Raw genomic sequence first — 24,385 nt, 5'->3', positions numbered from 1 at the left:
AAAAATCACTATCAATCGTAAGGATTAGTTTGACGCCAAGGCTGTAGGGGATAAAATCACTGTGAAGGCTTATCAACTTGCCGTAAGCTATCGGATGGGTTCACATTTAATTTATTGAGGGGGTTATTATGAAAGGCGACAAGAAAATTCTGGAAATTCTCAACGGCCTGCTCGCCGGAGAGCTGAGCGCATCAGATCAGTACCTGATCCATGGCGAGATGTACGCCGATTTCGGCCTAAACCATTTGTCCGAAAAAAGCCTGCACGAGTCGGAGCATGAACGACTGCACGCCCGCGCCTTGATTCAACGCATTCTGTTTCTCGAAGGCAAGCCCAACTTAGTTAAACGCGAGGTTTTGACTATCGGCGGCACGGTGCCGGAAATGCTGAAAGCCGATCTGGACGTTGAATATCATGTCGTCGGCGAACTGAAGAAAGCCATCGCCGCCTGCGAAAAAGCCGGAGATTATGTGACCCGGGAGATGCTGGTCGTGCAACTGGACGATACGGAAATGGATCATGCTTATTGGTTAGAGCGGCAATTGCAGCTGATCAGGCTGGTGGGTCTGGAAAATTATCAGCAAAGTCAAATGAAACCGGGCATTTAAGAGCGAGGACTGCAACATGAAAGGCAATAAAAAAATCATCGAAATTCTCAACAAGGTGCTCAAAAACGAGCTGACCTCGATCAACCAGTATTTCCTGCATGCCCGTATGTTCCGTAACTGGGGGCTGGAAAAACTTAACGACTATCAGTACAAGCAATCAATTCGAGTGATGAAGGAAGCCGATGAACTGATTGAGCGCATCCTGTTTTTGGAAGGCCTGCCCAATCTGCAAAATCTCGGCAAGCTGTTGATCGGTGAAAATGTCGTCGAATGTTTAAACGGCGATTTGGAATACGAAAAAAATGTGCAGCGGCCGCTGTTAATAGAAGCCGTGGCATTATGCGAGGAATTGCAGGATTACGTCAGCCGCGATTTGCTGACGGAATTACTGGAACAATGCGAACAAGCCATCGATTGGCTGGAAACCCAGAAATCGCTGATAAAGGATGTCACCCTGCCTAATTATTTACAGTCACATATATAGCTGGGTGACGTAGATATTAATGCGATATGCCTAATAGCCGCAGCCTATGTTGCGGTTTTTATCATTAAAACGAAAGAGGTATTGACAGACGCTGAGAACTAAATGAGAATGCTTCTTGATAATTGCATGTTGTTGCACTATAGAGGAGTTCATTTCATGTATATATGCGTTTGCCAAGCAGTGACGGATCGGGAGATTCATCAAGCCGCCAAAAACGGAGCCAAAACACTCAGGGATTTACGCCGCGATTTGGGAGTGAGCATTGACTGCGGTCTTTGCGCCAGTTGCGCGCGCAAGTGTCTAAAAGCCGCCAACGAGGATTTTCTGGAAAATCTGCAAACAGAAGGCAATTAACCCCATCGAAAAAGGGCATTGTTAATTAAGTATAGCGTCCAGTTCGCCATTCCATTTCAACATCAAAAGCATGACAGAATATTTCAGCATGTCTTGGCTTTTGCTATAGCATTTAGACTTTCGGCGTAACCGAGCAAGAAAATGTCTGAACAAGCTGTTATATCCTTCTACCGTATAAGTTTCGGCTTTTGATTGAGTATGCAACTCCTTCGGAACGAATTTCTCATACGGGCTCCAGTAGTCACTCATAACCTGGGTTATGTCTTTATTTTTAACGGCGTCCCATAGCTTTCGCCCTGTTTCTGTGTCGCGGGAACCCACTTCGCAGTGGAGAAATCGTTTCCCATTTCGATCAACAGCAATCCAGATCCAGTAATAGTTTTTTTGGAACCAATGTAGGTATGCATCTCATCATTTCGACGACATCAACACCCGCAGCAGAGCGAATTGACTCAATTGACTCGCCGTGCGCCTTGATCCAGTTATATACAGCAACATGACTGCATTTCAGAAACCGGCCAATTGAACGAAAACCAAGCCCTTCAAGGTAAAGCTGGAGAGCTTGCCGTTTGATGGCAGGACTGATTCCTAAATAGCTGACAGTATGTCTATAGCCGCATGATTTGCACTTATACCGCTGTCTTTCTTTTATAATGCCATCTTTAGTACAGTCAACTGAACCACATTTTGGGCAATTCATACATAGCTCCCATTCAATGTAAATTGAATAAGTATAGACTATATTATTTTAACAGTGTCAATCTCCTTTTGGGTATGGCGTCTTTTTAGTAAATAAACGCCATTTTCGATTCCAATCTAATGGCAGTTATGTTTACGGGCTATATCGGGATAGAGTTACTAAAAATCTGATTATTATCACAAAAATTTGATTACCCTTACAAAGGCATGGACATTGAACATGTTGGAAGGCAAAATCTCGCTTTAGTCGGCTTACTTGTAAAGCTAGATTAATTTTCAGTGATTTAAAGGCCAGAAATCCGCAACACCAATACCCACATCAGCGAGCAGCCAAATATAACAATGCAGGACAGAATATCAATCCGATTGATTAATCAAAACCGATGAGGAATGAGAATTGAACGATGATGGAAAGCCCAATGAGAAACAGTGAATGAAAAAACAAGATTAATCCGATCCCATAGCAATATTTGTCTATATTATTGCTACTTAGATTTAACTCATAAGTGCAATCGGCACTAATCGGAAAAGAAAAAGGTAAAGTGGACCCCATTGTCCAGACAAAAAATACCTTAATTTAAGATAGAGCTCTGTTCGTACTCCAGCGGAATGGCGCTGTCCCAGTTTTCCAGCACGGAGGCTGATGCCTCATCCGTACCGTTAAATTTATCGACAATCTTTGCTCCGCCGCCCCTAGCCGATTTATAGACGTCATCCGGCGTTTTGTACCCCAGCGCTTGATGCCAGCGTTCCTGGTTATAGAATTGGAAGTACTGCGCCAATCCCATCAACAAATCCGGCATGTTGCTGTGCTGCTTTAAATAAACTTCTTCATATTTCACCGTTCGCCACAGCCGCTCGACAAAAATATTATCCAATGCCCGGCCTCGTCCATCCATACTGATCGTGATGCGGTTCTTGAGCAACACGCCGGTAAAGGCATCGCTGGTGAATTGCGATCCTTGGTCGGAATTGAAAATGGTCGGTGTACCGTACAGCTTGATGGCCTCTTCCAAACAGTCCCCGCAAAACCCTGAATCCATGGTGTTCGACAGTCGCCACGACAACATCTTCCGACTGTACCAGTCGATAATCGCCACCAGATAAACAAATCCGCGGGGCAGCCGTCGGTACTCCACACCTGATTGGGTCGAATAATGTCAACGCCACGGAGCAGGTACGGATAAATTTTGTGCTGCGGATGCGGTTTACTGGTATTCGGGCCGGGGGACATGCCGACCAAGCCTAATGTTTGCATCAATCGCTGCACCCGCTTGCGATTGACGCTATAGCCGCATTCACTCAGGTAAAGCTTCATGCGCCGTGAGCCATAAAACGGGTGCCTTGTGTACTCTTCATCCAGCAAGCGTAATAACACGAGTTCGCACTCATTCGTTTCTTTCAATAAGCGCTTTTTCTGCTCATAAACCACTGAGCGTGTGATCTTGAGAAGCCTGCATTGCGTTGATAACGCAACAGGGGCATTTGGCTCTATCCAGCTCTGGCGGTCATTTAAAGGCTGATCCCAGACTTTTTTTTAAGCCAGTCCAATTCCATGTTCAATTGTCCAATCTTGGCGTATAACCGGTCCGGGTCGCTTGCCGTATTAGCCGGTTTCGGCCCTCGCTTGCCTTCAAACAGGCTGCCCGCATTTTCCAATAACTCTTTTTTCCATTGGCTCACCTGATTCGGGTGTACCCCATGTTCTTGAGCAATTTCATTGATCGTCTTCATGCCTTTGACGGCCTCTAAGGCAACCTTGGCTTTTTGCGCTCCGGTAAAAATCTTCCGTTTCTTTTCACTCATTTTCGGCCTCTAATTTAGCTCAGAGCATAGCTTAAACTACTGTCTGGATTTCGGGGACCACTATAGAGTTCAAGCCAGTATCAGATAGAGAGCGTCCAGTTTGCCGATGGTACGAGTCTGAGCACCGCCCAGCTTACAGTGTTGAGCAAAAAGATTTACGGCAGCGAAGGGGCGGACACGCTGACCGGTCCTGGGGATAACAGCGCCCTTTACGGCTTGGGCGGAGACGACATCATCACGGCTACCGCTGGCGGTAATATCATCTACGGCGGCGACGGCAACGACACCGTGACCTTTGGCAGCTATACCAGCAATACGATAGAAGGCGGTGCGGGTAACGACCTGATTCAGTCCAGCAACGTGCTCAGCAGCAACAGCAGCTACGCCAATACCTTTACCGGCGGTACCGGCAACGACCGCATGGTCAGTGGCGGCAGCGCCGACACCTACCTGTTCAACCGGGGCGACGGCCAGGACAGCATCAACGACAACAGCTATGTCTCTTCCGGGGTGGCCGGTTTGGACAAACTGGTGTTTGGAGCCGGGATAACGGCGAATGACATCAATGCGGGTCGAAACGGAAACAACCTTCTACTCAAACTCACAGACCGATTAAATCCTGCGAACACGGATCAGATAACGATAGAAAATTGGTGGAGTGCAGATACCTACCGTATCGAAAATTTCCAGTTTGCGGACGGCACAAGCCTAACCAAGACTCAGCTAACCCAGATGGTCGGCACAACTGGTGGTGACAATCTTATCGGCACGGACTATGCCGATACATTAGCCGGGCTCGATGGCAATGATGTGTTAAACGGGAATGCAGGCAATGATATTCTACAAGGTGGGAATGGCAACGACATTTTGAACGACACAGCAGGCACAAATTTGTTGGACGGCGGCATGGGCGTCGATACGCTTACCGGCGTAGCGGGTAACGAATTGTTTGCAGGCGGAGCAGGCAACGACATTATCAATACCGGCGACGGAGCGGATGTTGTTGTGTTCAATCGTAACGACGGTCAGGATATTCTTAATGGCGGAATTGGAACCGACAACACCTTGAGCTTGGGCGGCGGTATCCAGTATTCCGACCTTGCCCTGTCAAAATCGGGCAACGACCTGATTCTGGAGGTGGGAAATAGCGATCAAATCACCTTGAGTGATTGGTACAACACCACCGCCAACCACAAGAGCGTCCTCAATCTACAAGTCATAGCCGATGTCATGGCGGGATTCGATCCGGCGTCAAGCGATCCGCTGCTGAACAAATCAATCCAGAATTACGATTTCACCGCCATCGTCAACGCTTTCGACCAAGCGAACGGTGGCAGCGCCAACTTCATGCACTGGAGCGCTACCGACAGCCTGCTCACCGCACACCTGTCCGCCGGCGACAGCGAAGCGTTGGGCGGCGATCTGGCTAATCAGTACGGCAAAAACGGCAACTTTAGCGGCTTTAGCCAGACTGCGGCGCAAGACGTACTGAGCAGTCCCGCTTTCGGCGCAAATCCACAACTCTTGCACGACTTGGCCGGATTGAGCGAAGGCATAGCGAGGCTGAGCTAAACGATGGCGGAGAAATGGAGCAACAAACGTGAAGCAGGGCATGAACGATGAGAGACGCACTGCACCGTAGGGTGAACGGCAAGAAAAAACTCTTGCCGATCAGTACCGAAACTTTTGTCTGGGCATTGCAATGCGCCTGCCAAGTGCATCGTGTGCCGTTTGATGCGGCAATGGCGTTGCGCCAGTTCTCTTCGCCCTATAACTCGGCAATCTTGCAACACGCCCTGCATGAACTGGGACTTAAAGGCCGTTGGCGCAAGGTACGGGAAGCGGATTTCGAACACCTGAACTTTCCGTGTTTTGCAGCACTCAACCCGGTCATCGATCCAGAGCCTGCTAAAGAGCAAAGTGAACCCGATGTGCAAGCTGAACAACAATTGGAAACGCACGGTCTCGCTCTGTTGGTGCGGCTGGAAAAAGATACGGTGCTGTTTTTTGAGCCGGGTAGCCAGGAGCCGCAACATCTTCCGCTGACTGAATTCACGGCACGTTGCGCCGGGCATGTGTTGCAGTTTGCCGCACCTAAAAGTAAGGGGGGAGATGAGGATGAAGGCCAGGAGTTCGGCTTCCGCTGGTTCGTGCCAGAATTGCTCAAGCACAAGAAGGTTTGGCGCGACGTGCTGCTGGCGTCGCTGGCTTTGCAATTGGTCGGCTTGGCTACGCCGTTGTTTACGCAGACTGTCATCGACAAGGTGATTGTCCATCATACGATGAGTACGTTGGTGGTGATCGCAGTCGGCATGGGTATTTTCTTGGTGTTCAATGCGGTGATGAGCTGGGTGCGGCAGTATCTGGTGACCCATACCGGCAATCGCATCGACTCGGTGTTGGGTGCGCAGGTATTCGCGCACCTGTTTAGGTTGCCGCTGCGCTATTTCGAACATCGATCGACCGGTACGCTGGTGGCGCGTCTACAGGGTATCGAAAGCATCCGCGAGTTCTTGAGCGGAGCGGCCGTCACGCTGATACTGGATGTGCCGTTTCTGGTGTTCTATTTGGCGATCATGTTCTATTACAGTTGGTTGCTTTCGGTGGCGGCACTGTCCATGTTGTTGCTGATCGTGCTGTTGAGTCTGGCCATTACCCCTTTGATGCGCGAGCGGTTAAATCAACAGTTTTTGCTCGGTGCGCGCAATCAATCGTTCGTTACCGAATATGTGTCCGGCATGGAAACGGTCAAATCCCTGCAAATGGAACCGCAGGTGGTGTCGCGCTACGGCGAATATTTAGCCGGTTATCTGGAAGCCGGATTTAATGCACGGCAACTGTCCAACAGCTACAACGTGGCCGCCAATACCCTGGAGCAGATGATGACGATGACGATTTTGTGTCTTGGCGCTTGGTTGGCGATGACGACTCAGGATTTTACCATCGGCATGCTGGTGGCCTTCCAGATGTTTGCCGGGCGGCTTTCTCAGCCGGTGTTGCGGATGGTCGGATTATGGCAGCAATTCCAGCAGGCCAACATTGCGGTCAAGCGCTTGGGCGATGTGATGCATGCCCCTACCGAGCCGTATTCGTTGAAGCCGGCAAGGGAAGGGGGCGGACAAGGTAAGGTGGAAATTCGCAATCTGGGTTTTCGTTATGCCGAGAATCTCCCTTACCTGTACCAAAACTTTAATATGAGCATTTTGCCGGGCCAATGCATTGCCCTGATGGGGCCGTCCGGTTCCGGTAAGAGTACGCTTGCCAAACTGATGCTGGGCTTCTATCTGCCCAGCGAAGGCAGCATTCATATCGACGACCACGACATCCGCCACTTTTCCGCCAATGAACTGCGGCATCACTTTGGCGTGGTGCCGCAGGAAACCGTCCTGTTCTCCGGCACCCTCTATGAAAACCTTATTTTTTCCAATCCGCACACCACCTTCGATCAAGTGGTGCAGGCTTGCAAATTGGCGGAAATTCACGAGGCCGTTGAGAAGCTGCCGGAAGGCTACCAGACCGTTATCGGCGAACGCGGGGTCGGTCTGTCAGGCGGACAGAAACAGCGGTTGGCGATTGCCCGTGCTTTGCTCAAGCGGCCTAAGATTTTGTTGTTCGACGAAGCGACTAGCAGCCTGGACAGCGCCACTGCGGAGCATTTTGCAGCCACCGTCAATCAGCTGAAAGGCAAAGTCACCATGCTGTTCATTACGCATCAACTACCCGCGAGCCTAAAGGTGGATGAGGTGGTGCGGTTAACTCAAGCGTAACTAAACCTGATTTGGGTCGTCGGAGTTCAAAGCTTGCTTTGAAAGTACCGGAGCGGAACCGGTCAACTGAAGTATCTTGTTAATCCAGTCATTAAATACAACAATCGAATATGATGAATAAAGCGTTGCGCTGTTTTGTTTGTGTAGTGTGGATCGGTGTTTCCGTTCCGGTGGTTTCAGCGGATGCTCAACTGCCTAAGGCGGAGGCTCGCGAAACTCCATCTTGTCGTTCGGGAACGACATTTAAGCCGCTTTCCCTGGCGGAAGCGGTTGTCGTTGCGATGTCTGAGCATCCTCAGGTTTTGATAGCTGAGCTGGAGTTAAAAAAAGCCAATACGCAGGTGTTGGCGGCAGTAACGCCGTTTCTGCCCACGGCCAGTGTTTCTATGCAAGGGGAGCGTTTTGTCACCCAAAATCCATCGGCTCAAACCACCTCCGTAGGATCGTCCGTTGTGGGCGGACAGCGAAGCCAGTATTCCAGTTATGCTTCGTTGAATGCTAACTGGAATCTCTTTAACGGCGGTAAAGATTTGGCCGGCTACCGCAGTGCGAAAGCGGGCGTCCAGGCCAGTGAGAACGATCTTGTCAGGCAGACTAATGAAACCTTAAGCACCGTATTGATCGCCTATAACGATTTATTCAAAGCGCAAACGGCGCTTTTGCACCAAGCCGAGATGAGCGAATTGTTGCGCGGTGTGTTGCAGCGGACCGAAAAAAGGTATGGGGAAGGTGTTGATAATCACATCGCATTAAGCCGGGAGAAAGTAACCTTTGCCAAAAGCGAGCAAGGCATGTTTCAGGTTTGCCAGACCTTGTTTGATAAGTCTGCGGTGTTGGCAAGAACGCTGGGATTGCGCCTTCCCGCCGGACATGTTTTTCGGCTTGAGACGCCTATTCCTGAGGTGGAACAGATGAACTTGAATGATGACGAGCTTGAGTTGATTGTCCAGGATGACCCGGGCGTAAAAGCCGCAAAAGAGCGGGTGACGATGGCACGGCATAAGCTTGAGCAGACACGAGCAAGTTTTTATCCCACCGTTGCCATGACCGGACGCTATGATTGGCTGGGACAGGACCCGAATAGTGTCGATGCGGCTATCGGTTCAACTTCGGCAAATAGTTACCGTTTCGGCGTCGTGCTTCAGCAACCCTTGGGACCTTTTACTTCGGAATATGCGGCTGTCGAAACAGCGCATGCCGATGTGCTGAAAACCGAGGCGCTCTATCGACAAGCGTTGATCGATGCCGAAACCAGGCTTCGAACGGTGTTGAATGCCAAAACCCAGACAGAGCTGTCCGCAAAATCCAGCCAGTTACAAACCGCCCAAACACGTTTAACGTTTCAGCAAACAAGCCAGTTATTTAAAGACGGCTATGCGGATCTTGATGCAGTGTCCAAGGCGCAAATCAGCCTGTCCAAGGAGCAAGAGGCCACTGATGAATTGTTATCGGATGCAAAGCTCGCCGCGTGGAATGCCTATCTCGTTTTACGTCCCGATGAATTCGCGGCGGCGTTGCTCGGGATAAATCATCAGGTGCTTACGGATATGGGCAACCCGCCTGAATTGTTATCGGAACATTCGAATAAAGTGTTCAGATAGCGTATTGGGTTAGGTCCGATGCTTTAGACGTGATTACAGAATTCCTCTATGCCGCCAGCAGAGCCGGTTTGTATCAGATTGATGTGAACGGCGACAACGTTTATCCCCGTTTTTTCGCCTAAATAGAGAAACGAGCCAAGAATGCACAATGCAAAACTTGAGCTCATTGTTTTATGGGGGGCAGGTTTGTCCTGCGTAGGCCCGGATTAATCGTAATATTTTTTCTTGGATTGCTATATATCGCTTCGGACAAAGGCGAACGCATCGTGCTTTTTTATGGAAACCGGGTTTTATCAAAGCTAATAGCAAGGAACGAAAAGTGAGCATGAGTCCTGCTGCCAGTTCTCTTGATTAGAGTCCGTTTCCCTTTTTTTATCCTCATTTTTTTATCATCTGCGTCAGTCTGCCGCGAATCGATGCGATCGGCTATAATCCCCCTGTTGACTTGAATTTATTGATGGAGCGGTTAGTCGGCATCAGACCAGTAATTATTGAATAGTTTGGAGAGCGTTATGAGAAAAATATCAGTATTAAGCGCGTTATTGTTGACTGCCTGTGTCACCATCAACATTTATTTCCCTGCCGCTGCCGCCGAAAAAGCCGCAGATGAAATCATCAAAGACATTCAAGGCATCACCCCGCAAAAAACGGAACCCAAGCCTAAGGCCGGTTTGCCGGATTGGCAGGTAGGTATGTATCGGATCATTGATACCGCGATCAATACGGTGGTTTCGTCCGCGCAAGCCGATGAGGCTGATCTGGCGATCGATAGCGCCGAGATCAGGCAGTTGCGCGCCACGATGGAAGGCCGCTTTGCCAGTCTTCAACCTTTATATGCGGCAGGTTTTATCGGCATACAGGCGGATGGTTTGCTCGCGGTCAGGGATATTGAAAGCGTGCCGCTTAAAGACAGGAATCAGGTCAATAAATTGGTCGCTGCGGAAAATGCCGACCGGCAAAGCCTTTATCAGGCGATTGCCAATGCCAACGGTCATCCCGATTGGGCGGCGCAAATCAAATCAACTTTTGCCGGCCGTTGGGTAACTAATGCCCAGGCAGGCTGGTGGTATCAATCCTCGGGAAGCTGGAAACAAAAGTAAACATGGCAAATAGAAGAAGAGTTAAAAAACCGTTACCGGCAGAGCCGGTTAAAGTCACGATTGAATCGTTGGCTCATGATGGGCGCGGCGTGGCGCATGTCGATGGCAAGGTGATATTTATTGATGAGGCCTTGCCGGGCGAAAAAGTGGAGTTCGTTTATACCGAAAGCCGCAAGGATTATGCGGAAGGCAAGGTCGTCAAGCTGTTAAGCCGCGCGGCCGACCGGGTCGATGCGTTGTGCGCGCATTACGGCGTGTGCGGCGGTTGCAGTTTTCAGCATGTGGAATCGGCCGCGCAAATTCGAATCAAGCAGGATTTGCTGGTCGATCAGTTCAAGCGCATCGGTAAGACCGAAATACCGGAGCTTTGGCAGCCGCTGGAAGGCCCGCATTGGGGGTATCGCAGCAAAGCGAGGATGGGCGTTAAGTATGTCGAGAAAAAGAACCGGGTGTTGGTCGGTTTCAGGGAAAGGCGGCATCCTTACTTAGCTGAGATTGAAAGTTGCGTGGTGATGAATCCTATTGTCGGCACCCGGCTGATGGCCTTGTCGGAAATGATCGGGGGTTTGACCATTAGAGATAAAATTCCGCAGATCGAAGTGGCTATCGGCGATCAGCAATGCGTGTTGTCGTTTCGGGTGCTGGAGCCGCCGACCGCTGCCGATAAGGAGCGAATGCGCGAGTTTGGTCATCGGCACGGCATATCGGTGTGTCTGCAATCCAAAGGCCCGGATACGATCGTGCCGCTGGATGGCGAGCCGGAAGTCATACCGACTTATGCGCTGCCGGATCTGGGCTTGGAGTTTAAATTCAAACCGGCCATGTTCACTCAGGTTAATTATGAGATTAACAGGCAAATGATCAACCGGGTGCTGGAAACGCTGGCGTTGAATGAAAACGACTCGGTGCTGGATTTGTTTTGCGGCCTGGGCAACTTTACCCTGCCGATGGCGAAATTTGCAGGTCGCGTGGTCGGCGTCGAAGGCGATCAACCTCTGGTTAATCACGCCAAAGAAAACGCCCGCCACAACGGCATAGAGAATGTTGAATTTTATGCGGCCGATTTGAGCAAGGATATTAGCGATCAGCCCTGGGCTAACCGTAAATACAACAAAATCATGCTCGATCCCTCCAGGGCCGGGGCTTCCGAGGTCTTGCATCATTTTAAAAAATGGCAGCCCGAGCAGATTGTTTATGTGTCCTGTAATCCGTCGACGCTCGCCCGTGATGCGGGTATTCTGGTTAATGAATTGGGCTATAAACTGATTAAGGCCGGGGTGATGGATATGTTTCCGCAAACGGGGCATGTGGAGTCGATAGCTTTATTTGAGAAATAAAGAACAGGGGGGGCGCCAATGAAAAAGAATGGGGTGGGCGATACGGAGAATTATCTGGATATTTGCATTGCCGGTCAGCAGCTGACTGTCTATGCGGATGGAAACAGGGTGGTGCATTATCCCGTTTCCACGGCAAAAAAAGGCGCGGGCGAATTGATGGGCAGTGAATGTACGCCCACCGGCTGGCATAAAATCAGGGCCAAGATTGGTGCAGGGCAGCCGTTAAATTCGGTTTTTGTCGGCAGACGCCCCACGGGTGAAATTTACAGCGCCGATCTGGGCGAGCAGCACCCGCAACGCGACTGGATGTTAACCCGAATCTTATGGCTGGGCGGCCTGGAGCCGGGCAAGAACCGTTACGGCAACGTCGATACCGCTTGGCGATATATTTATATCCACGGTTGCCCCGATCATTTAATCAACGGCCGTCCCGAATCGCATGGCTGCATTCGGATGAACAATGCGGATGTGCTGGATTTGTTTAACCGGGTCGAGGCCGGGGTTAAGGTTTATATTCATGAGTAATTTTTTTGTAAGCGTAAAGGTGCTTGAATGACGCGTATTGTCTTAGGCATCGAATACGACGGCAGCGGTTTCTCAGGCTGGCAATGGCAAACCCATCAGCGCAGTGTCCAGCAGGTGCTTGAGCAGGCTCTGTCGAGAGTCGCCAATCATCCAGTTACCGTGCAGTGCGCGGGAAGAACCGATACCGGTGTGCATGCGCTTGAGCAGGTTGTGCATTTTGACGCGAAAACAGAGCGCGAACTCCACGCCTGGATGCTGGGCGGCAACAGTAATCTGCCGGATGATGTCAGAATCACTTGGGTAAAACAGGCGATCGGTGATTTCCACGCCAGGTATAGCGCCATTGCGCGTTTTTATCGCTATGTCATTCTAAACCGCCCGATCAAATCGGCGCTACTACGCAATCAGGTGACTTGGCACCACAATCCGCTGGATGCCGATAAGATGCATCTGGCGGCGCAACATCTGATCGGCAAGCATGATTTTTCCTCGTTCAGGGCGCAAGGTTGCCAGTCCAAAAGCCCTTGCCGGGAGATGTATTTTATCGATGTGTACCGGGAGGACGATAAGGTCATTATCGATATTTCCGCCAACGCTTTTTTACATCACATGGTCAGAAATATTGCCGGGGTATTGATCGATATAGGCGCCGGAAAGCAGCCGCTAAACTGGACCCAAGAGCTGCTCGAGATTAAAAGCCGCAAACTGGGCGGCGTTACGGCGCCTCCTGACGGATTGTACCTGGGTGCGGTTTATTATCCTGATCATTATGGCATCGTCAAACATCCGGTGTTTGATAAGCTGCCGGCCGACGCCAGGCGACATGATTAAGGCATGGCATTGCTTATTTGCAATTGCCTGAATATCGAGTAGATTGTCTTTTTTACAAATATATAGTGATGTCGATATGAATAATTTTTTATCTTTTCAGGTTCACGGCGGAGGCGATCATGGCGGCATTGCTGACAGCGTTGCAGGTCTGTTGGCTTTTTTTGAGGGGCTTACAGCCCACGATTCGCCAGGTGTTTTTCCGGCATTAATGCCCGGCATTTCCAGCATGGATAATATTCATCCCTTGCTGGTACATTTCCCGATTGCATTTTTATCGACATTTTTCGTTTTGGATCTGTTCGGTACGCTGGCTAAAAAACCGCAATGCCGTAATGTCGCCGGCTGGCTGCTGTATTTGGGGGCAGTAGCCTCGGTATTTACGGTTATCGCCGGTTTCATTGCCGCAGGTTCTGTCCCGCATGGGGAGAATGTTCACGCCATTATGGAGCGGCACGAACATTTAGGCGTATCCGTACTTTCTTTGGCGGTTCTATTGTCGGCTTGGCGCATGAAAAGCGGCGGAATCATTCAGGGCGGAGCTAACAGTTTTTTCCTGATATTGGCGGCGTTGCTCTGTGGATTAATGATGCTGGGCGCCGATTTGGGCGGCTTGATGGTTTATAAATACGGTGTGGCGGTTAAGTCGCTGCAAGTTCCTGCGGCTGATTTCCATGAACACGATCATGAACATAGTCACGATCATGAGCACGAGCATTAAGCCGGCATACAGAACCCATGATTTTTATTACTTAACCCTTGTTGTGATTACAGACAAAATCATCATGCCATTTTATGGTATTCTAGGCGGCTAACTCTTTTTTGTTAAATTCTCATACCACTTTATGCGAACTCGCGTTAAAATTTGCGGCTTTACCCGCGTTGAAGATGCTGTTTGTGCGGCTCGGTTAGGCGTGGATGCTATCGGTCTGGTGTTTTACCCGCTAAGCCCGAGACATGTCGATATTGGTCAGGCTGTTAAAATTGTTAATGCCTTGCCCGCGTTTGTTTCGGTCGTCGCTTTGTTTGTCGATGAGCAAGAGTCGCGGATAAATGAGGTTTTGGACCAAGTGCCGATAGATTGTTTGCAGTTTCATGGCGATGAACCCGCTGAAGCTTGCAGGCTTTACGGCAAGCGTTATATGAAGGCGGTGAGAATGCAGGACGGCATCGATATTCCAAGCTTGGCCCGGCAATATCATGATGCGGCAGGGCTGCTGCTGGATGCTTATGATCCGGGAGCAAAAGGCGGTACCGGCAGTCGGTTTGACTGGAACAAAATTCCTGAGCATTGCGCCTTGCCTATCGTGCTGGCGGGAGGTTTGGACGAGAACAACGCCAGGCAAGCGGTGCAGACAGTAAGACCTTATGCGCTGGATGTCAGCAGCGGTGTGGAAGCGGAAAAAGGTGTTAAGGATGCGCTAAAAATGGCGGCATTCATACGTGAAGTTAACGAGGGTGACAGAATAATAATATGACAGAAAAATATAATATGCCCGATGAGAGAGGGCACTTCGGCCCTTATGGCGGAATGTTCGTCGGCGAAACATTGATACCGCCGATTCAAGAATTGAATGCCGCTTATCAGCAGTATTTAAACGATCCTGAGTTTATTGCGGAACTGGATGCCGATTTAAAATACTATGTGGGCAGGCCTTCGCCTTTATATCATGCCGAACGCTGGAGCCGGGAGCTTGGCGGTGCGCAGATTTATTTAAAGCGCGAAGATTTGAATCATACCGGCGCACATAAAATAAACAATACGATCGGTCAAGCTTTGTTGGCCAAACGCATGGGAAAGACACGGATTATTGCCGAAACCGGAGCCGGTCAGCATGGCGTGGCGACGGCGACGGTTGCAGCAAGGCTGGGCCTGGAATGCGTGGTTTACATGGGCGCCGTCGATGTTGCGCGGCAGTCTTTAAATGTGTACCGGATGAAGTTGCTGGGTGCGAAAGTTGTCGCCGTTGAGTCCGGTTCAAAAACCTTAAAAGATGCGTTGAACGAGGCGCTCAGGGATTGGGTGACCAATGTCGACAACACCTTTTATATCATCGGTACGGTTGCGGGCCCGCATCCTTATCCAGCAATGGTCAGGGATTTTCAGGCCATCATCGGTCGCGAAGCCAGACAGCAATGCCTGGACCAAGCCGGGCGCTTGCCGGATGCGCTGGTTGCCTGCGTTGGCGGCGGATCGAACGCCATCGGTTTGTTTTACCCGTTTATCGACGACCGTTCGGTAAAAATGATCGGTGTCGAAGCAGCCGGCGACGGCATTGAAACAGGCCGGCATTCCGCGCCTTTATGCGCTGGCCGTCCCGGCGTGCTGCATGGCAACCGGACTTACCTGATGGAAGATGACGATGGTGAAATCATCGAAACGCACTCCATTTCAGCGGGTCTCGATTATCCGGGCGTAGGCCCTGAACACGCCTGGCTGAAAGATACCGGTAGGGCCGAGTATGTCAATATTACCGACAATGAGGCGTTGGAAGGTTTTCATTCATTGACCCGGATGGAAGGCATTATTCCAGCGTTGGAATCCAGCCATGCGATGGCTTACACGATGAAGCTTGCGCCGACTATGAGCAAAGACGACATTATCATTGTCTGCCTGTCCGGTCGCGGCGATAAAGACATGCAAACGATGGCGCAACGCGAGGGGATAGAACTGTGAGCCGATTAGCCGCTACATTTGAAGCATTATCCAAAACAGGCCGCAAGGCGTTAATCCCGTTTATTACCGCTGGCGATCCGAGACCCGGTTTTACCTTGCCGATGATGCATGCAATGGTCGAAGCCGGCGTTGATATTATCGAATTGGGCGTGCCGTTTTCCGATCCTATGGTGGACGGCCCGGTTATTCAGCGGGCCAGTGAGCGCGCTTTAGAACATAAAATGAGCTTACGGCGGACATTGGCGATCGCGGCGGAATTTCGGAAAACCAATCAACATACGCCGGTGGTGCTGATGGGTTACGTGAATCCTATCGAAGCTATGGGTTACGAAGATTTTGCCAATGCCGCCCAACGCGCCGAGATTGATGGTGTTTTAACCGTCGATTTGCCGCCGGAAGAAGCGGAAGAATGCGTTGCCTTGCTGAAAGCGCGTGACATTGATCCGATTTTTCTATTGGCGCCCAACAGCAGTGATGAGCGTATTAAGAAAATGGACACTGCCGGCAGCGGTTATATTTATTATGTTTCGCTGAAAGGCGTAACCGGCGCCGGACATCTGAATACTGCGGATGTCGAAGCCAAGCTCAATCGAATCAGGGCCAATACCCGCTTGCCTGTGGCCATCGGTTTTGGCGTCAAAGATGCACAAACGGCAAAGACGGTTGCAGGCTTAGGTGACGGTGTAGTCATTGGCAGCGCTCTGATCAGCAAAATTGAAGCCAATCTGGATGAGCCGGAACGCGCTAAAAACGAAATAGTCGAGTTATTGGTCGCCATGCGCCAGGCAATGGATAACTAGAGAATAGATAAGTAGGATGGGCTGACGCAAGAAAGTCCATCAGGCAACAGCAACACAATGGGGCATATGAATGAGTTGGTTTGAAAAGTTAATCCCTTCAACAATTAGAACGGAAGGGTCGAATAAAAAAGGCGCCGTACCCGAAGGATTGTGGAATAAGTGCCCTAGCTGTAATGCGATTCTTTACAATACGGAACTGGAAAGAAATTTCAGTGTTTGTCCAAAATGCGAGCATCACATGCGCATTTCGGCCAGAACGCGATTGAATATGTTTTTGGACGAGGGCGGCCATGAAGAGATCGGAAAAAATGTTAAGCCCGTCGATCCGTTGAGATTCAAAGATAGCAAGAAATATAAAGACCGTGTTACACAGGCGCAAAAACAGACTAAAGAAAACGATGCGCTGGTGGTCATGAAAGGTCAGTTAAAGGGCCGGGATATTGTTGCAGCTGCGTTCGATTTCGGTTTTATGGGCGGGTCGATGGGTTCGGTGGTCGGTGAAAAATTTGTTCGCGGCATCAACAAAAGCCTGGAATTGGGCGTACCGTTTATTGTGTTTACGGCCAGTGGTGGCGCGCGTATGCAGGAGTCGTTGTTTTCATTGTTCCAGATGGCGAAAACCAGCGCGGCGTTAACCAAGTTGTCCGAGGCGGGACTGCCGTATATTTCGTTTATGACCGACCCGACCATGGGCGGCGTTTCAGCCAGTTTAGCCATGCTGGGCGACATTAATGTTGCCGAACCCAATGCCTTGATCGGCTTTGCAGGCCCCAGAGTCATAGAGCAAACCGTCCGTGAGAAACTGCCGGAAGGCTTCCAGCGCAGCGAGTTTTTACAGGAGCATGGCGCTATCGATATGATTATCGACAGGCGTGAAATGCGCGACAAAATAGCCGCTATTTTGGCGATACTGATGGCCGGTAGAGACGCTATTGCCCAACGCGCCGCTGCGGATACAGATCTGGAAGTAATTGCTGAAGCGGATGATGCCGGCCATCAGCCGGATCAGGAAGACTGACAAATATCGGTTAATGATACATTTTGATTCGCTACAGGGTTGGCTGAAATGGCAGGAAAGCTTACATCCTTTAGTAATTGATTTGGGCTTGGAGCGGGCGGCGCAAGTTTTTCATGCACTAAACCCTGATTATGTCAAACCACCGACCCTTACCGTAGCCGGAACCAACGGCAAGGGCTCATCTGTCGCTTATCTTGAGGCCATTTATACTGCGCAGGGCTATCGGGTAGGCGCTTACACATCGCCGCATATTCTGAAATATAATGAACGAATAAAAATAGGCGGCAAACCTGTTTCGGATGACCGGATTTGCGAGGCATTTGCCCGAATAGAATCGGTAAGGGGCGATACCTCGTTAAGCTATTTCGAATTTGGTACATTGGCTGCGTTGGACATATTCCACCGTGCCGGCGTCGATGTTCAATTATTGGAAGTGGGCCTCGGCGGACGACTGGATGCAGTCAATATCGTCGACCCCGACGTGGCATTGGTGACCAGCATCTGTATTGACCATGTTGAGTGGCTGGGAGGTACACGGGAAGCGATAGGCCGGGAAAAGGCAGGTATTTTCCGGGCGGAAACCCCGGCCGTCACAGGCGATCCCTCCCCTCCCGAATCATTGATACAGAGCGCTATTGAGCAGCATGCCTTGCTGTATTGTATCGGTAAGGATTTTACTTATAAAAAGCAGACGACAGGATGGGATTGGTTTTCTGCCGACCGGCAAATGCTACAATTACCCGATCCGGGTTTAAAAGGCGAGCATCAATATCGTAATGCATCGGCGGTTGTTTTTGCGTTGACCAAGATGGCCGGGGTTTTGCCGGTCACCGAAACATCAATCAGGCAGGGACTGGCAAATGTCCATTTAGCCGGACGATTTCAGCTGATTGACGGCGAAATCCCCGTGCTGCTGGATGTGGGGCATAATCCCCAGGCAGTCAGAACATTGGCTGACTATGTGACCGCTGTATTTCCCGGCAGACGCATCCATGCTGTTTTTTCTATGATGAAAGACAAGGACATCGCCGGTGTGCTTGAAATTATGAATCCAGTGGTTTACGACTGGTTTTTCGCGCCGTTGGCGAATCCCAGAGCGGCTACGGAATCGGTTATGCGTGAAGTTTTTTCGCAAAGTTCCGTGTCCAGAGTTTCTTTTGGTTTTGCCGATTTCACTGAAGCCTTTGCGGCCGCAAAAAATCAGTCGAATGAAGGTGATCTGTTACTGGTTTTTGGATCTTTCTTTTTGGTATCTGAGTGCTTGGTTGAATTTGAGAATAAGTGAGTAGACGAAATGGATCATGAATTAAAACAACGTTTGATTGGCGCCGTCGTTGTTACGGCCTTATGCGCTATTTTTATCCCGATGCTGTTCGATGATCCTGTCGATAACAGTGGGCAGGTAGTAAGCGAATTGAGTATTCCGGCTTCAGGTGGTTCAGGCGCCGATACGGCTGCAAAATTACCGGCCGGCGCCGATCAGGTTTTAAAGTTGCCGGACCCGGAGCCTTTATCCACCGAAACTGCGGGCGATACTCTTGAAAGCACCGGAGCTGCGGAAGAGGTGACGGAAGAGCCCGAAGCCGGTCAAGCGGAGCAGGGGCGTTCCGGCGAGTCTTTATATGCCGAATCCGAAGGTTATACCAATGCGGAAGAAACCGTCGAACCTGAAGGCAATCTGCCGAAGCAACGTCAAAAACAGACTCCGGTATCGGCAGAAGCCGCAGCTCCTCGCTTACGTCCTGTAGAAGACAACAGCATAGCCTCCAAGGCGCAAGTCAGAGATATTCGCGCAGAAACGGCGGTTAAAGAGGCGGCTGCAAAGGTTAAAAAAGCCGTAGAGCCGGTAAAGCCGGTAACGGTTAAAAAACCTGAAATTGCACCGCCAGCAGTCAAAACCAGCGGAACTCCGGCTGAAGCCACGCCACCACCGGCCGTTAAGACGCCTAGTAATGCAAAGAGCATTGCCGCCGCTGTCGCGGAAGCGAAAAAGCCGGAAGCGGCCCCTAAAACGAATGCAAAATTGGTGCGATGGTATATTCAGCTCGGCAGTTTTAGTAAAAAAGAAAATGCAATGTCTCTTTGGGACAGCTTGCGTGAACAAGGCGTGCCTGCCTCGCTGGATACCATTGAAACAGATAAGGGAACCGCATATCGTCTTCGGGTAGGTCCTGAGCTTGACGGGAAAAAGGCCGCGGCAATGAAGTTAAGACTGGATAAGCAAAACATAAAGGCAATTTTGATATCCGAGTGATGCGGGCAATGAAAGCATGATCTGGATAGATTTTACGCTTATCGGGCTTGTTTTTATTTCCCTTGTAATGGGGCTGCGGCGCGGATTTATCAGGGAGTTTTTTTCATTGGTCTTCTGGGTACTGGCCATTTGGGTGAGCTTGAGGTTTAGTCGTGAGTTTTCCGGTTTTCTTGACTCGACCATCAATCACCCGCTTGCCAAGATGACAGCATCTTTTTTGGCGTTATTTGCAATCACGCTTGGCCTTGGCGGTTTAATCGGTTTTCTATTGAGTGTATTGGCTAAAGACACCGGATTAACCTTCATGGATCGTTTCGGTGGGATGATTTTTGGCGTTGTTCGCGGCATGATTGTCGTTACAATCGTTGTTTTACTGGCGGGACTGACGTCCCTGCCCAAAGACTCATGGTGGACAGAATCAAAACTGATTCCGCCTTTTCAGTTGCTCGCCGTCTGGTTGCGAGATCATATTCCGTCAGGTATGGCGGAATTCATCAGTTATCGCTAATTTCTATAAAACAATGCAGGTTAAAAAATAATGTGTGGTATTGCCGCTATCGTTTCACATCAAGCTGTTAATCAGGAGTTATATGATGCTCTGACCGTGTTGCAACATAGAGGTCAGGATGCCGCGGGCATTGTGACCTGCGAGGCCGGCAGGCTGCATTTGCGCAAGGAAAACGGCTTGACCCGTGATGTTTTTACCAATGCTCAGATGTTGAGATTGAAAGGCAATATGGGTATCGCTCATGTCCGGTATCCAACGGCCGGTTGCACCAGTTCCGCGGAAGCGCAGCCTTTCTATGTGAATTCCCCTTTTGGTTTGACCCTTGCCCATAACGGTAATTTGACCAATACCGAAGAGCTGAAAAAAGCGCTGTTCGTAGAAGATCAACGACATATCAACACCGATTCGGACTCTGAAGTTTTGTTGAATGCTTTTGCTCACGAATTGCAGAGTTTGGGTAAATTGCAGTTAAGCGTGGACGATGTTTTCCAGGCGGTTTCCGGCGTGCATCGCCGTTGTCGCGGGGCTTATGCTGTTGTAATTATGATTGCAGGATTCGGGATTTTAGGTTTTAGGGATCCTAACGGTATCCGACCCATCGTGTTTGGGGAAAGAAAATCCGAGCAGGGTTCGGAATTCATGATAGCCTCCGAGAGTGTTGCGCTGGACGTGTTGGGCTTTGATCTGATCAGGGATCTTGAGCCTGGCGAAGCGGTATTTATTGAAGAATCAGGTGTATTGCACACCAAGCAATGCGCCGACAAGATAGATCATTGCCCCTGTATTTTCGAGTATGTCTATTTTGCCAGACCGGATTCAATCATTGACCGTATTTCGGTTTACAAGGCGCGGTTGCGTATGGGCGAGAAGTTGGCCAAAAAAGTGCAAAGAGACTGGCCGGATCATGATATTGACGTCGTTATCCCGATTCCAGACACGAGCAGGACAGCGGCTTTGCAGATGGCAAACCTGCTGGGCGTAAAGTACCGTGAGGGCTTCATAAAAAACCGTTATATCGGCCGGACGTTTATCATGCCGGGCCAGAAAATGAGGGAGAAATCGGTCAGGCAAAAATTAAACGCCATCAGCCTGGAGTTTGAAGGCAAGAATGTATTACTGGTTGATGACTCAATCGTCAGAGGCACTACGTCTGCGCAGATTATCCAGATGGCCAGGGATGCGGGCGCTAAAAAGGTATACTTTGCTTCCGCTGCGCCGCCGGTGCGTTATCCGAATGTGTACGGCATTGATATGCCGGCCGCGCATGAATTGATCGCCCATGACCGTACAGAAGATGAAGTCTGCGAGGCAATAGGCGCAGACCGGGTTATTTATCAGGAGTTGGGCGACTTGATCGATGCGGTTCGCAAAGGCAATCAGAGCATCAAGCACTTCGATACCTCCTGCTTTAGTAAGGAATATATCACCGGTGATATTGACGATGCGTATCTGGAGCGTACCGAGGCTTTGCGTAATGACAGTGCGCAAGCAGAAAAAAACTCGGAAAATTTCATCATCGGCATGCAAAACGGCGATTGAGGAGCAAGCAAGACTAAAGGCGAAGGGCGAAAGGCAAAGATCGGCCGGATTGGCGCCTATTTTTTGCCTTTCGTCCTTAGCCTTTTGCCTGATCTTTTTAACAAATAAATACGTTTAAAGACAAATGAAAGACATTAACTGGAACGACTATTCTCTGGAAACCCAGGCGATCAGGGCCGGGCATCAACGTACTCATGAAGATGAGCACAGCATTCCGATTTTCGCCACATCAAGTTATGTGTTTAAGAGCGCCGAAGAGGCCGCTTTGCGCTTTACCGGCCAGAAGCCGGGCAATATTTACTCCCGTTTTACCAACCCGACGGTCAGCGCGTTTCAGGAAAGACTGGCGTTAATGGAGAAAGGCGAACGCTGCCTGGCATTCTCCTCGGGCATGGCGGCCATCATGGCGGTCGGCATGGGGCTGCTCAAAGCCGGTGATCACGTGGTCTGTTCGCGCGGCGTGTTCGGCAATACCGTATTGATGTTCCAGAATTATTTCGGCAAATTCGGCGTTGAGACCGATTTTGTCGATTTGATCGATGCATCGGCCTGGGAGGCGGCGATTAAGCCGAATACCCGGTTCTTGTTTTTGGAAACGCCGTCCAATCCGTTGACTGAAATTGCCGATATTTCGGTGCTTGCCGACATAGCCCATAAACACGGCTGCCTACTGATCGTGGACAATTGTTTTTGCACTCCGGTGTTGCAAAAGCCTCTGGAACTGGGCGCGGACATTGTTGTCCATTCGGCAACCAAGTATATAGACGGGCAGGGACGTTGTGTCGGCGGCGCCGTTGTCGCCAGTGAAGAGATTATAGAAAAGTATATTTACCCCTATCTGCGCACCGGCGGTTCGACGATGAGTCCTTTTAACGCCTGGGTGTTCTTGTCCGGATTGGAAACGTTGGCGGTCAGGATGAAAGCGCATTGCGACAACGCCTTTGAGTTGGCTCTTTGGCTCGAACAACAGGCCGGAGTCGCCAAGGTTCATTATCCCGGTTTGGCATCGCATGCCCAGCACGAATTGGCCAAGCGTCAGCAAAGTTATTTCGGCGGCGTAGTCAGTTTTGAATTGACTGGCGGTAAGGATCACGCCTGGAAGCTGATCGATGCGACAGAAATGCTGTCGATTACCGCAAATCTGGGCGATGTTAAAACTACGATCACCCATCCTGCAACCACCACGCATGGCCGATTAACGCCGGAAGTCAGAGCGGCGGCCGGTATTAAGGATGGTTTGATAAGAATTTCCGTAGGATTGGAAAATGTTGAGGATATTAAAAAGGATATTTTAAGGGGGTTGTAAGCCTGTCGGGCATGCGGTTTATGCCCGACCGTTGCCGCTACATTTATGCCGTTTTCAGCAAATCATCCAGTTTCTTTTGTTGATCCAGCGCATGCAGCTCGTCAAAGCCGCCGACATGGTAATCGCCGATATAAATTTGGGGAACCGTCCGGCGCTTGGTTTTAAGCATCATTTCTTCTCTTAAACCGGGTTCGGCATCCACATTAATTTCCGTGTAGTGAGCGCCCTTTTTGTCGAGCAGGCGTTTAGCCATCATGCAGTAAGGGCAAATATTGGTGGTGTAGATCAGTATTTCCGGCATATTTCATTAACAGTTGCTGATAAAGCTTTGCATTTTATCGGTTAAGCGATTGTTGTTCAATGCTGATAGCCAGCGATAAGTGTTTAATCAGTTCCCAAGCCGCTTCCTGCATGTTTCTGCCGAAAGCGACAACGCCGTCTTCATGCCCCAGCATGGTAAATATTGAAGTGTGCGACAGCTTGCCGGATTGGAATAAGTGTTCAACAGCCGCCGCCATTTCTACCGTACCGTAGGGAACGTCGGCAGTCGTGTGGGGCAGTCCAAGCGCTATGGTATGTTTCCAGATGTCGGGACTGTGTGCGTGGATGATGGCTTGAATGGCATTGTCCTGGGCGTAAACGCTGGCATGGGTCAGTGACTCTGAAGAGGGCTTGCACAAGCCGCAGGATTCAATCCGGTTCCGGTGCGGTTCCGCTTTGACGATAAGACAATAATGTTCCCGGCTGAGTTGCTCGATATGTCCGGTTTGAGTTCCGCTGACGATAAATTGGTTGCTGTGCGGATCGATTCTTTGGCTGATATTGCCGAAGCCGATGTTGTCGTATCGATCCGGGACTTGTCCAATCAGTTCAAGCCGGACTGCGATAGTCCGCCACGCGTTGATTTCGGTTAATGGGAATAAAGGATCAATCGGTTGTTGCGTATGATTTAACTGATATTTGATGACGCCTTCTTGTTCTTTCATTTAGCTTTGCCTTGAGCGGTGTGGTTGAGCGGACATTATAGTTTAGAAAATAAAATACAGATAAAATGCAGAGTGTTATAAAATTAGCGGTTTTCAAATTTGACGACCGATTTTCCTGGGCTGCTTCTTGCAGCCGACGGCATTTCCTCCATTCATGGTGGTCATCGGTCTATATAAAACAGTGGCTT

Annotated in this window: 22 protein-coding genes and 2 pseudogenes; 20 read left to right on the top strand and 4 right to left on the bottom strand. The window is 50.0% G+C overall.

Features of this window, described 5'->3' with window-relative positions:
* Nucleotides 1-128 precede the first annotated feature (128 nt).
* The 3 genes from bfr (B0F88_RS08110) to B0F88_RS08100 all read left to right on the top strand — a co-directional run bounded on the left by bfr (B0F88_RS08110) (nucleotide 129) and on the right by B0F88_RS08100 (nucleotide 1,446).
* Nucleotides 129-608, top strand: coding sequence for a bacterioferritin (gene bfr, locus B0F88_RS08110; protein WP_104423440.1), 480 nt, complete (start codon nucleotides 129-131; stop codon nucleotides 606-608).
* Between the two features lie 16 nt (nucleotides 609-624).
* The gene (bfr, locus tag B0F88_RS08105; protein ID WP_104423439.1) at nucleotides 625-1,092 is read left to right on the top strand and encodes a bacterioferritin; all 468 of its coding nucleotides are present in this window, start codon (nucleotides 625-627) and stop codon (nucleotides 1,090-1,092) included.
* A 156-nt stretch (nucleotides 1,093-1,248) separates the two neighbouring features.
* On the top strand, nucleotides 1,249-1,446 hold the full coding sequence (locus B0F88_RS08100) for a (2Fe-2S)-binding protein (RefSeq protein ID WP_104423438.1): 198 nt from the start codon (nucleotides 1,249-1,251) through the stop codon (nucleotides 1,444-1,446).
* Between the two features lie 21 nt (nucleotides 1,447-1,467).
* Here the strand turns inward: B0F88_RS08100 and B0F88_RS08095 are convergent.
* Both B0F88_RS08095 and B0F88_RS08090 read right to left on the bottom strand, forming a co-directional pair.
* Nucleotides 1,468-2,146 (bottom strand): annotated as a pseudogene (locus B0F88_RS08095) (IS1 family transposase).
* A 661-nt stretch (nucleotides 2,147-2,807) separates the two neighbouring features.
* Nucleotides 2,808-3,951 (bottom strand): annotated as a pseudogene (locus tag B0F88_RS08090) (IS3 family transposase); the annotation flags it as partial.
* A 141-nt stretch (nucleotides 3,952-4,092) separates the two neighbouring features.
* Between B0F88_RS08090 and B0F88_RS08085 the strand changes: the two are divergent.
* From B0F88_RS08085 to B0F88_RS08005, 17 genes are all read left to right on the top strand, one after another.
* Nucleotides 4,093-5,523: a calcium-binding protein gene (locus B0F88_RS08085; protein WP_146083333.1), complete on the top strand. Its 1,431-nt coding sequence runs from the start codon at nucleotides 4,093-4,095 to the stop codon at nucleotides 5,521-5,523.
* A 47-nt stretch (nucleotides 5,524-5,570) separates the two neighbouring features.
* Complete coding sequence (locus B0F88_RS08080; RefSeq protein WP_104423436.1) at nucleotides 5,571-7,718, top strand: peptidase domain-containing ABC transporter; 2,148 nt, start codon at nucleotides 5,571-5,573, stop codon at nucleotides 7,716-7,718.
* A 110-nt stretch (nucleotides 7,719-7,828) separates the two neighbouring features.
* Nucleotides 7,829-9,319, top strand: coding sequence for a TolC family protein (locus B0F88_RS08075; protein WP_104423435.1), 1,491 nt, complete (start codon nucleotides 7,829-7,831; stop codon nucleotides 9,317-9,319).
* 512 nt (nucleotides 9,320-9,831) lie between these two features.
* Nucleotides 9,832-10,419 (top strand): YdbL family protein, encoded by a 588-nt coding sequence (locus B0F88_RS08070; RefSeq protein ID WP_104423434.1) that lies wholly within the window; start codon nucleotides 9,832-9,834, stop codon nucleotides 10,417-10,419.
* A gap of 2 nt (nucleotides 10,420-10,421) precedes the next feature.
* Complete coding sequence (gene rlmD / locus B0F88_RS08065; RefSeq protein ID WP_104423433.1) at nucleotides 10,422-11,756, top strand: 23S rRNA (uracil(1939)-C(5))-methyltransferase RlmD; 1,335 nt, start codon at nucleotides 10,422-10,424, stop codon at nucleotides 11,754-11,756.
* A gap of 18 nt (nucleotides 11,757-11,774) precedes the next feature.
* A complete protein-coding gene (locus tag B0F88_RS08060; protein ID WP_104423432.1) occupies nucleotides 11,775-12,281 on the top strand; it encodes a L,D-transpeptidase in 507 nt (168 codons plus the stop codon).
* A gap of 27 nt (nucleotides 12,282-12,308) precedes the next feature.
* Complete coding sequence (gene truA / locus B0F88_RS08055) at nucleotides 12,309-13,112, top strand: tRNA pseudouridine(38-40) synthase TruA (RefSeq protein ID WP_104423431.1); 804 nt, start codon at nucleotides 12,309-12,311, stop codon at nucleotides 13,110-13,112.
* 76 nt (nucleotides 13,113-13,188) lie between these two features.
* Nucleotides 13,189-13,830 (top strand): DUF2231 domain-containing protein, encoded by a 642-nt coding sequence (locus B0F88_RS08050; RefSeq protein WP_104423430.1) that lies wholly within the window; start codon nucleotides 13,189-13,191, stop codon nucleotides 13,828-13,830.
* 124 nt (nucleotides 13,831-13,954) lie between these two features.
* On the top strand, nucleotides 13,955-14,587 hold the full coding sequence (locus B0F88_RS08045) for a phosphoribosylanthranilate isomerase (protein ID WP_104423429.1): 633 nt from the start codon (nucleotides 13,955-13,957) through the stop codon (nucleotides 14,585-14,587).
* The gene (gene trpB / locus B0F88_RS08040) at nucleotides 14,584-15,786 is read left to right on the top strand and encodes a tryptophan synthase subunit beta (RefSeq protein WP_104423428.1); all 1,203 of its coding nucleotides are present in this window, start codon (nucleotides 14,584-14,586) and stop codon (nucleotides 15,784-15,786) included. Before B0F88_RS08045 ends, trpB begins: the two co-directional genes overlap by 4 nt.
* Nucleotides 15,783-16,586 carry a tryptophan synthase subunit alpha gene (gene trpA / locus B0F88_RS08035; protein ID WP_104423427.1) on the top strand — a complete coding sequence of 268 codons (804 nt, stop codon included), beginning with the start codon at nucleotides 15,783-15,785 and terminating at the stop codon, nucleotides 16,584-16,586. Before trpB ends, trpA begins: the two co-directional genes overlap by 4 nt.
* Nucleotides 16,587-16,656: 70 nt before the next feature.
* Nucleotides 16,657-17,604 (top strand): acetyl-CoA carboxylase, carboxyltransferase subunit beta, encoded by a 948-nt coding sequence (gene accD, locus B0F88_RS08030; RefSeq protein ID WP_104423426.1) that lies wholly within the window; start codon nucleotides 16,657-16,659, stop codon nucleotides 17,602-17,604.
* Nucleotides 17,605-17,617: 13 nt separating this feature from the next.
* Entirely contained in the window at nucleotides 17,618-18,889 is a 1,272-nt protein-coding gene (folC, locus tag B0F88_RS08025; protein ID WP_104423537.1) for a bifunctional tetrahydrofolate synthase/dihydrofolate synthase, read from the top strand.
* Nucleotides 18,890-18,898: 9 nt separating this feature from the next.
* The gene (locus B0F88_RS08020; protein WP_104423425.1) at nucleotides 18,899-19,858 is read left to right on the top strand and encodes an SPOR domain-containing protein; all 960 of its coding nucleotides are present in this window, start codon (nucleotides 18,899-18,901) and stop codon (nucleotides 19,856-19,858) included.
* Nucleotides 19,859-19,874: 16 nt separating this feature from the next.
* Nucleotides 19,875-20,366: a CvpA family protein gene (locus tag B0F88_RS08015; protein WP_104423424.1), complete on the top strand. Its 492-nt coding sequence runs from the start codon at nucleotides 19,875-19,877 to the stop codon at nucleotides 20,364-20,366.
* Between the two features lie 30 nt (nucleotides 20,367-20,396).
* On the top strand, nucleotides 20,397-21,905 hold the full coding sequence (gene purF / locus B0F88_RS08010; RefSeq protein ID WP_104423423.1) for an amidophosphoribosyltransferase: 1,509 nt from the start codon (nucleotides 20,397-20,399) through the stop codon (nucleotides 21,903-21,905).
* Between the two features lie 124 nt (nucleotides 21,906-22,029).
* Nucleotides 22,030-23,211: an O-succinylhomoserine sulfhydrylase gene (locus B0F88_RS08005; RefSeq protein WP_104423422.1), complete on the top strand. Its 1,182-nt coding sequence runs from the start codon at nucleotides 22,030-22,032 to the stop codon at nucleotides 23,209-23,211.
* A gap of 43 nt (nucleotides 23,212-23,254) precedes the next feature.
* Here the strand turns inward: B0F88_RS08005 and grxC are convergent, their stop codons facing one another.
* Complete coding sequence (gene grxC / locus B0F88_RS08000; protein WP_104423421.1) at nucleotides 23,255-23,512, bottom strand: glutaredoxin 3; 258 nt, start codon at nucleotides 23,510-23,512, stop codon at nucleotides 23,255-23,257.
* Between the two features lie 34 nt (nucleotides 23,513-23,546).
* Nucleotides 23,547-24,197: a class II aldolase/adducin family protein gene (locus B0F88_RS07995; protein ID WP_104423420.1), complete on the bottom strand. Its 651-nt coding sequence runs from the start codon at nucleotides 24,195-24,197 to the stop codon at nucleotides 23,547-23,549.
* Nucleotides 24,198-24,385: the final 188 nt, after the last annotated feature.

The organism is Methylobacter tundripaludum (assembly GCF_002934365.1).
Classification (GTDB): Bacteria; Pseudomonadota; Gammaproteobacteria; order Methylococcales; family Methylomonadaceae; genus Methylobacter_A; species Methylobacter_A tundripaludum_A.
The sequence above is the reverse complement of the archived record's forward strand: the minus strand, read 5'-3'. Positions and strand labels throughout refer to the sequence as shown.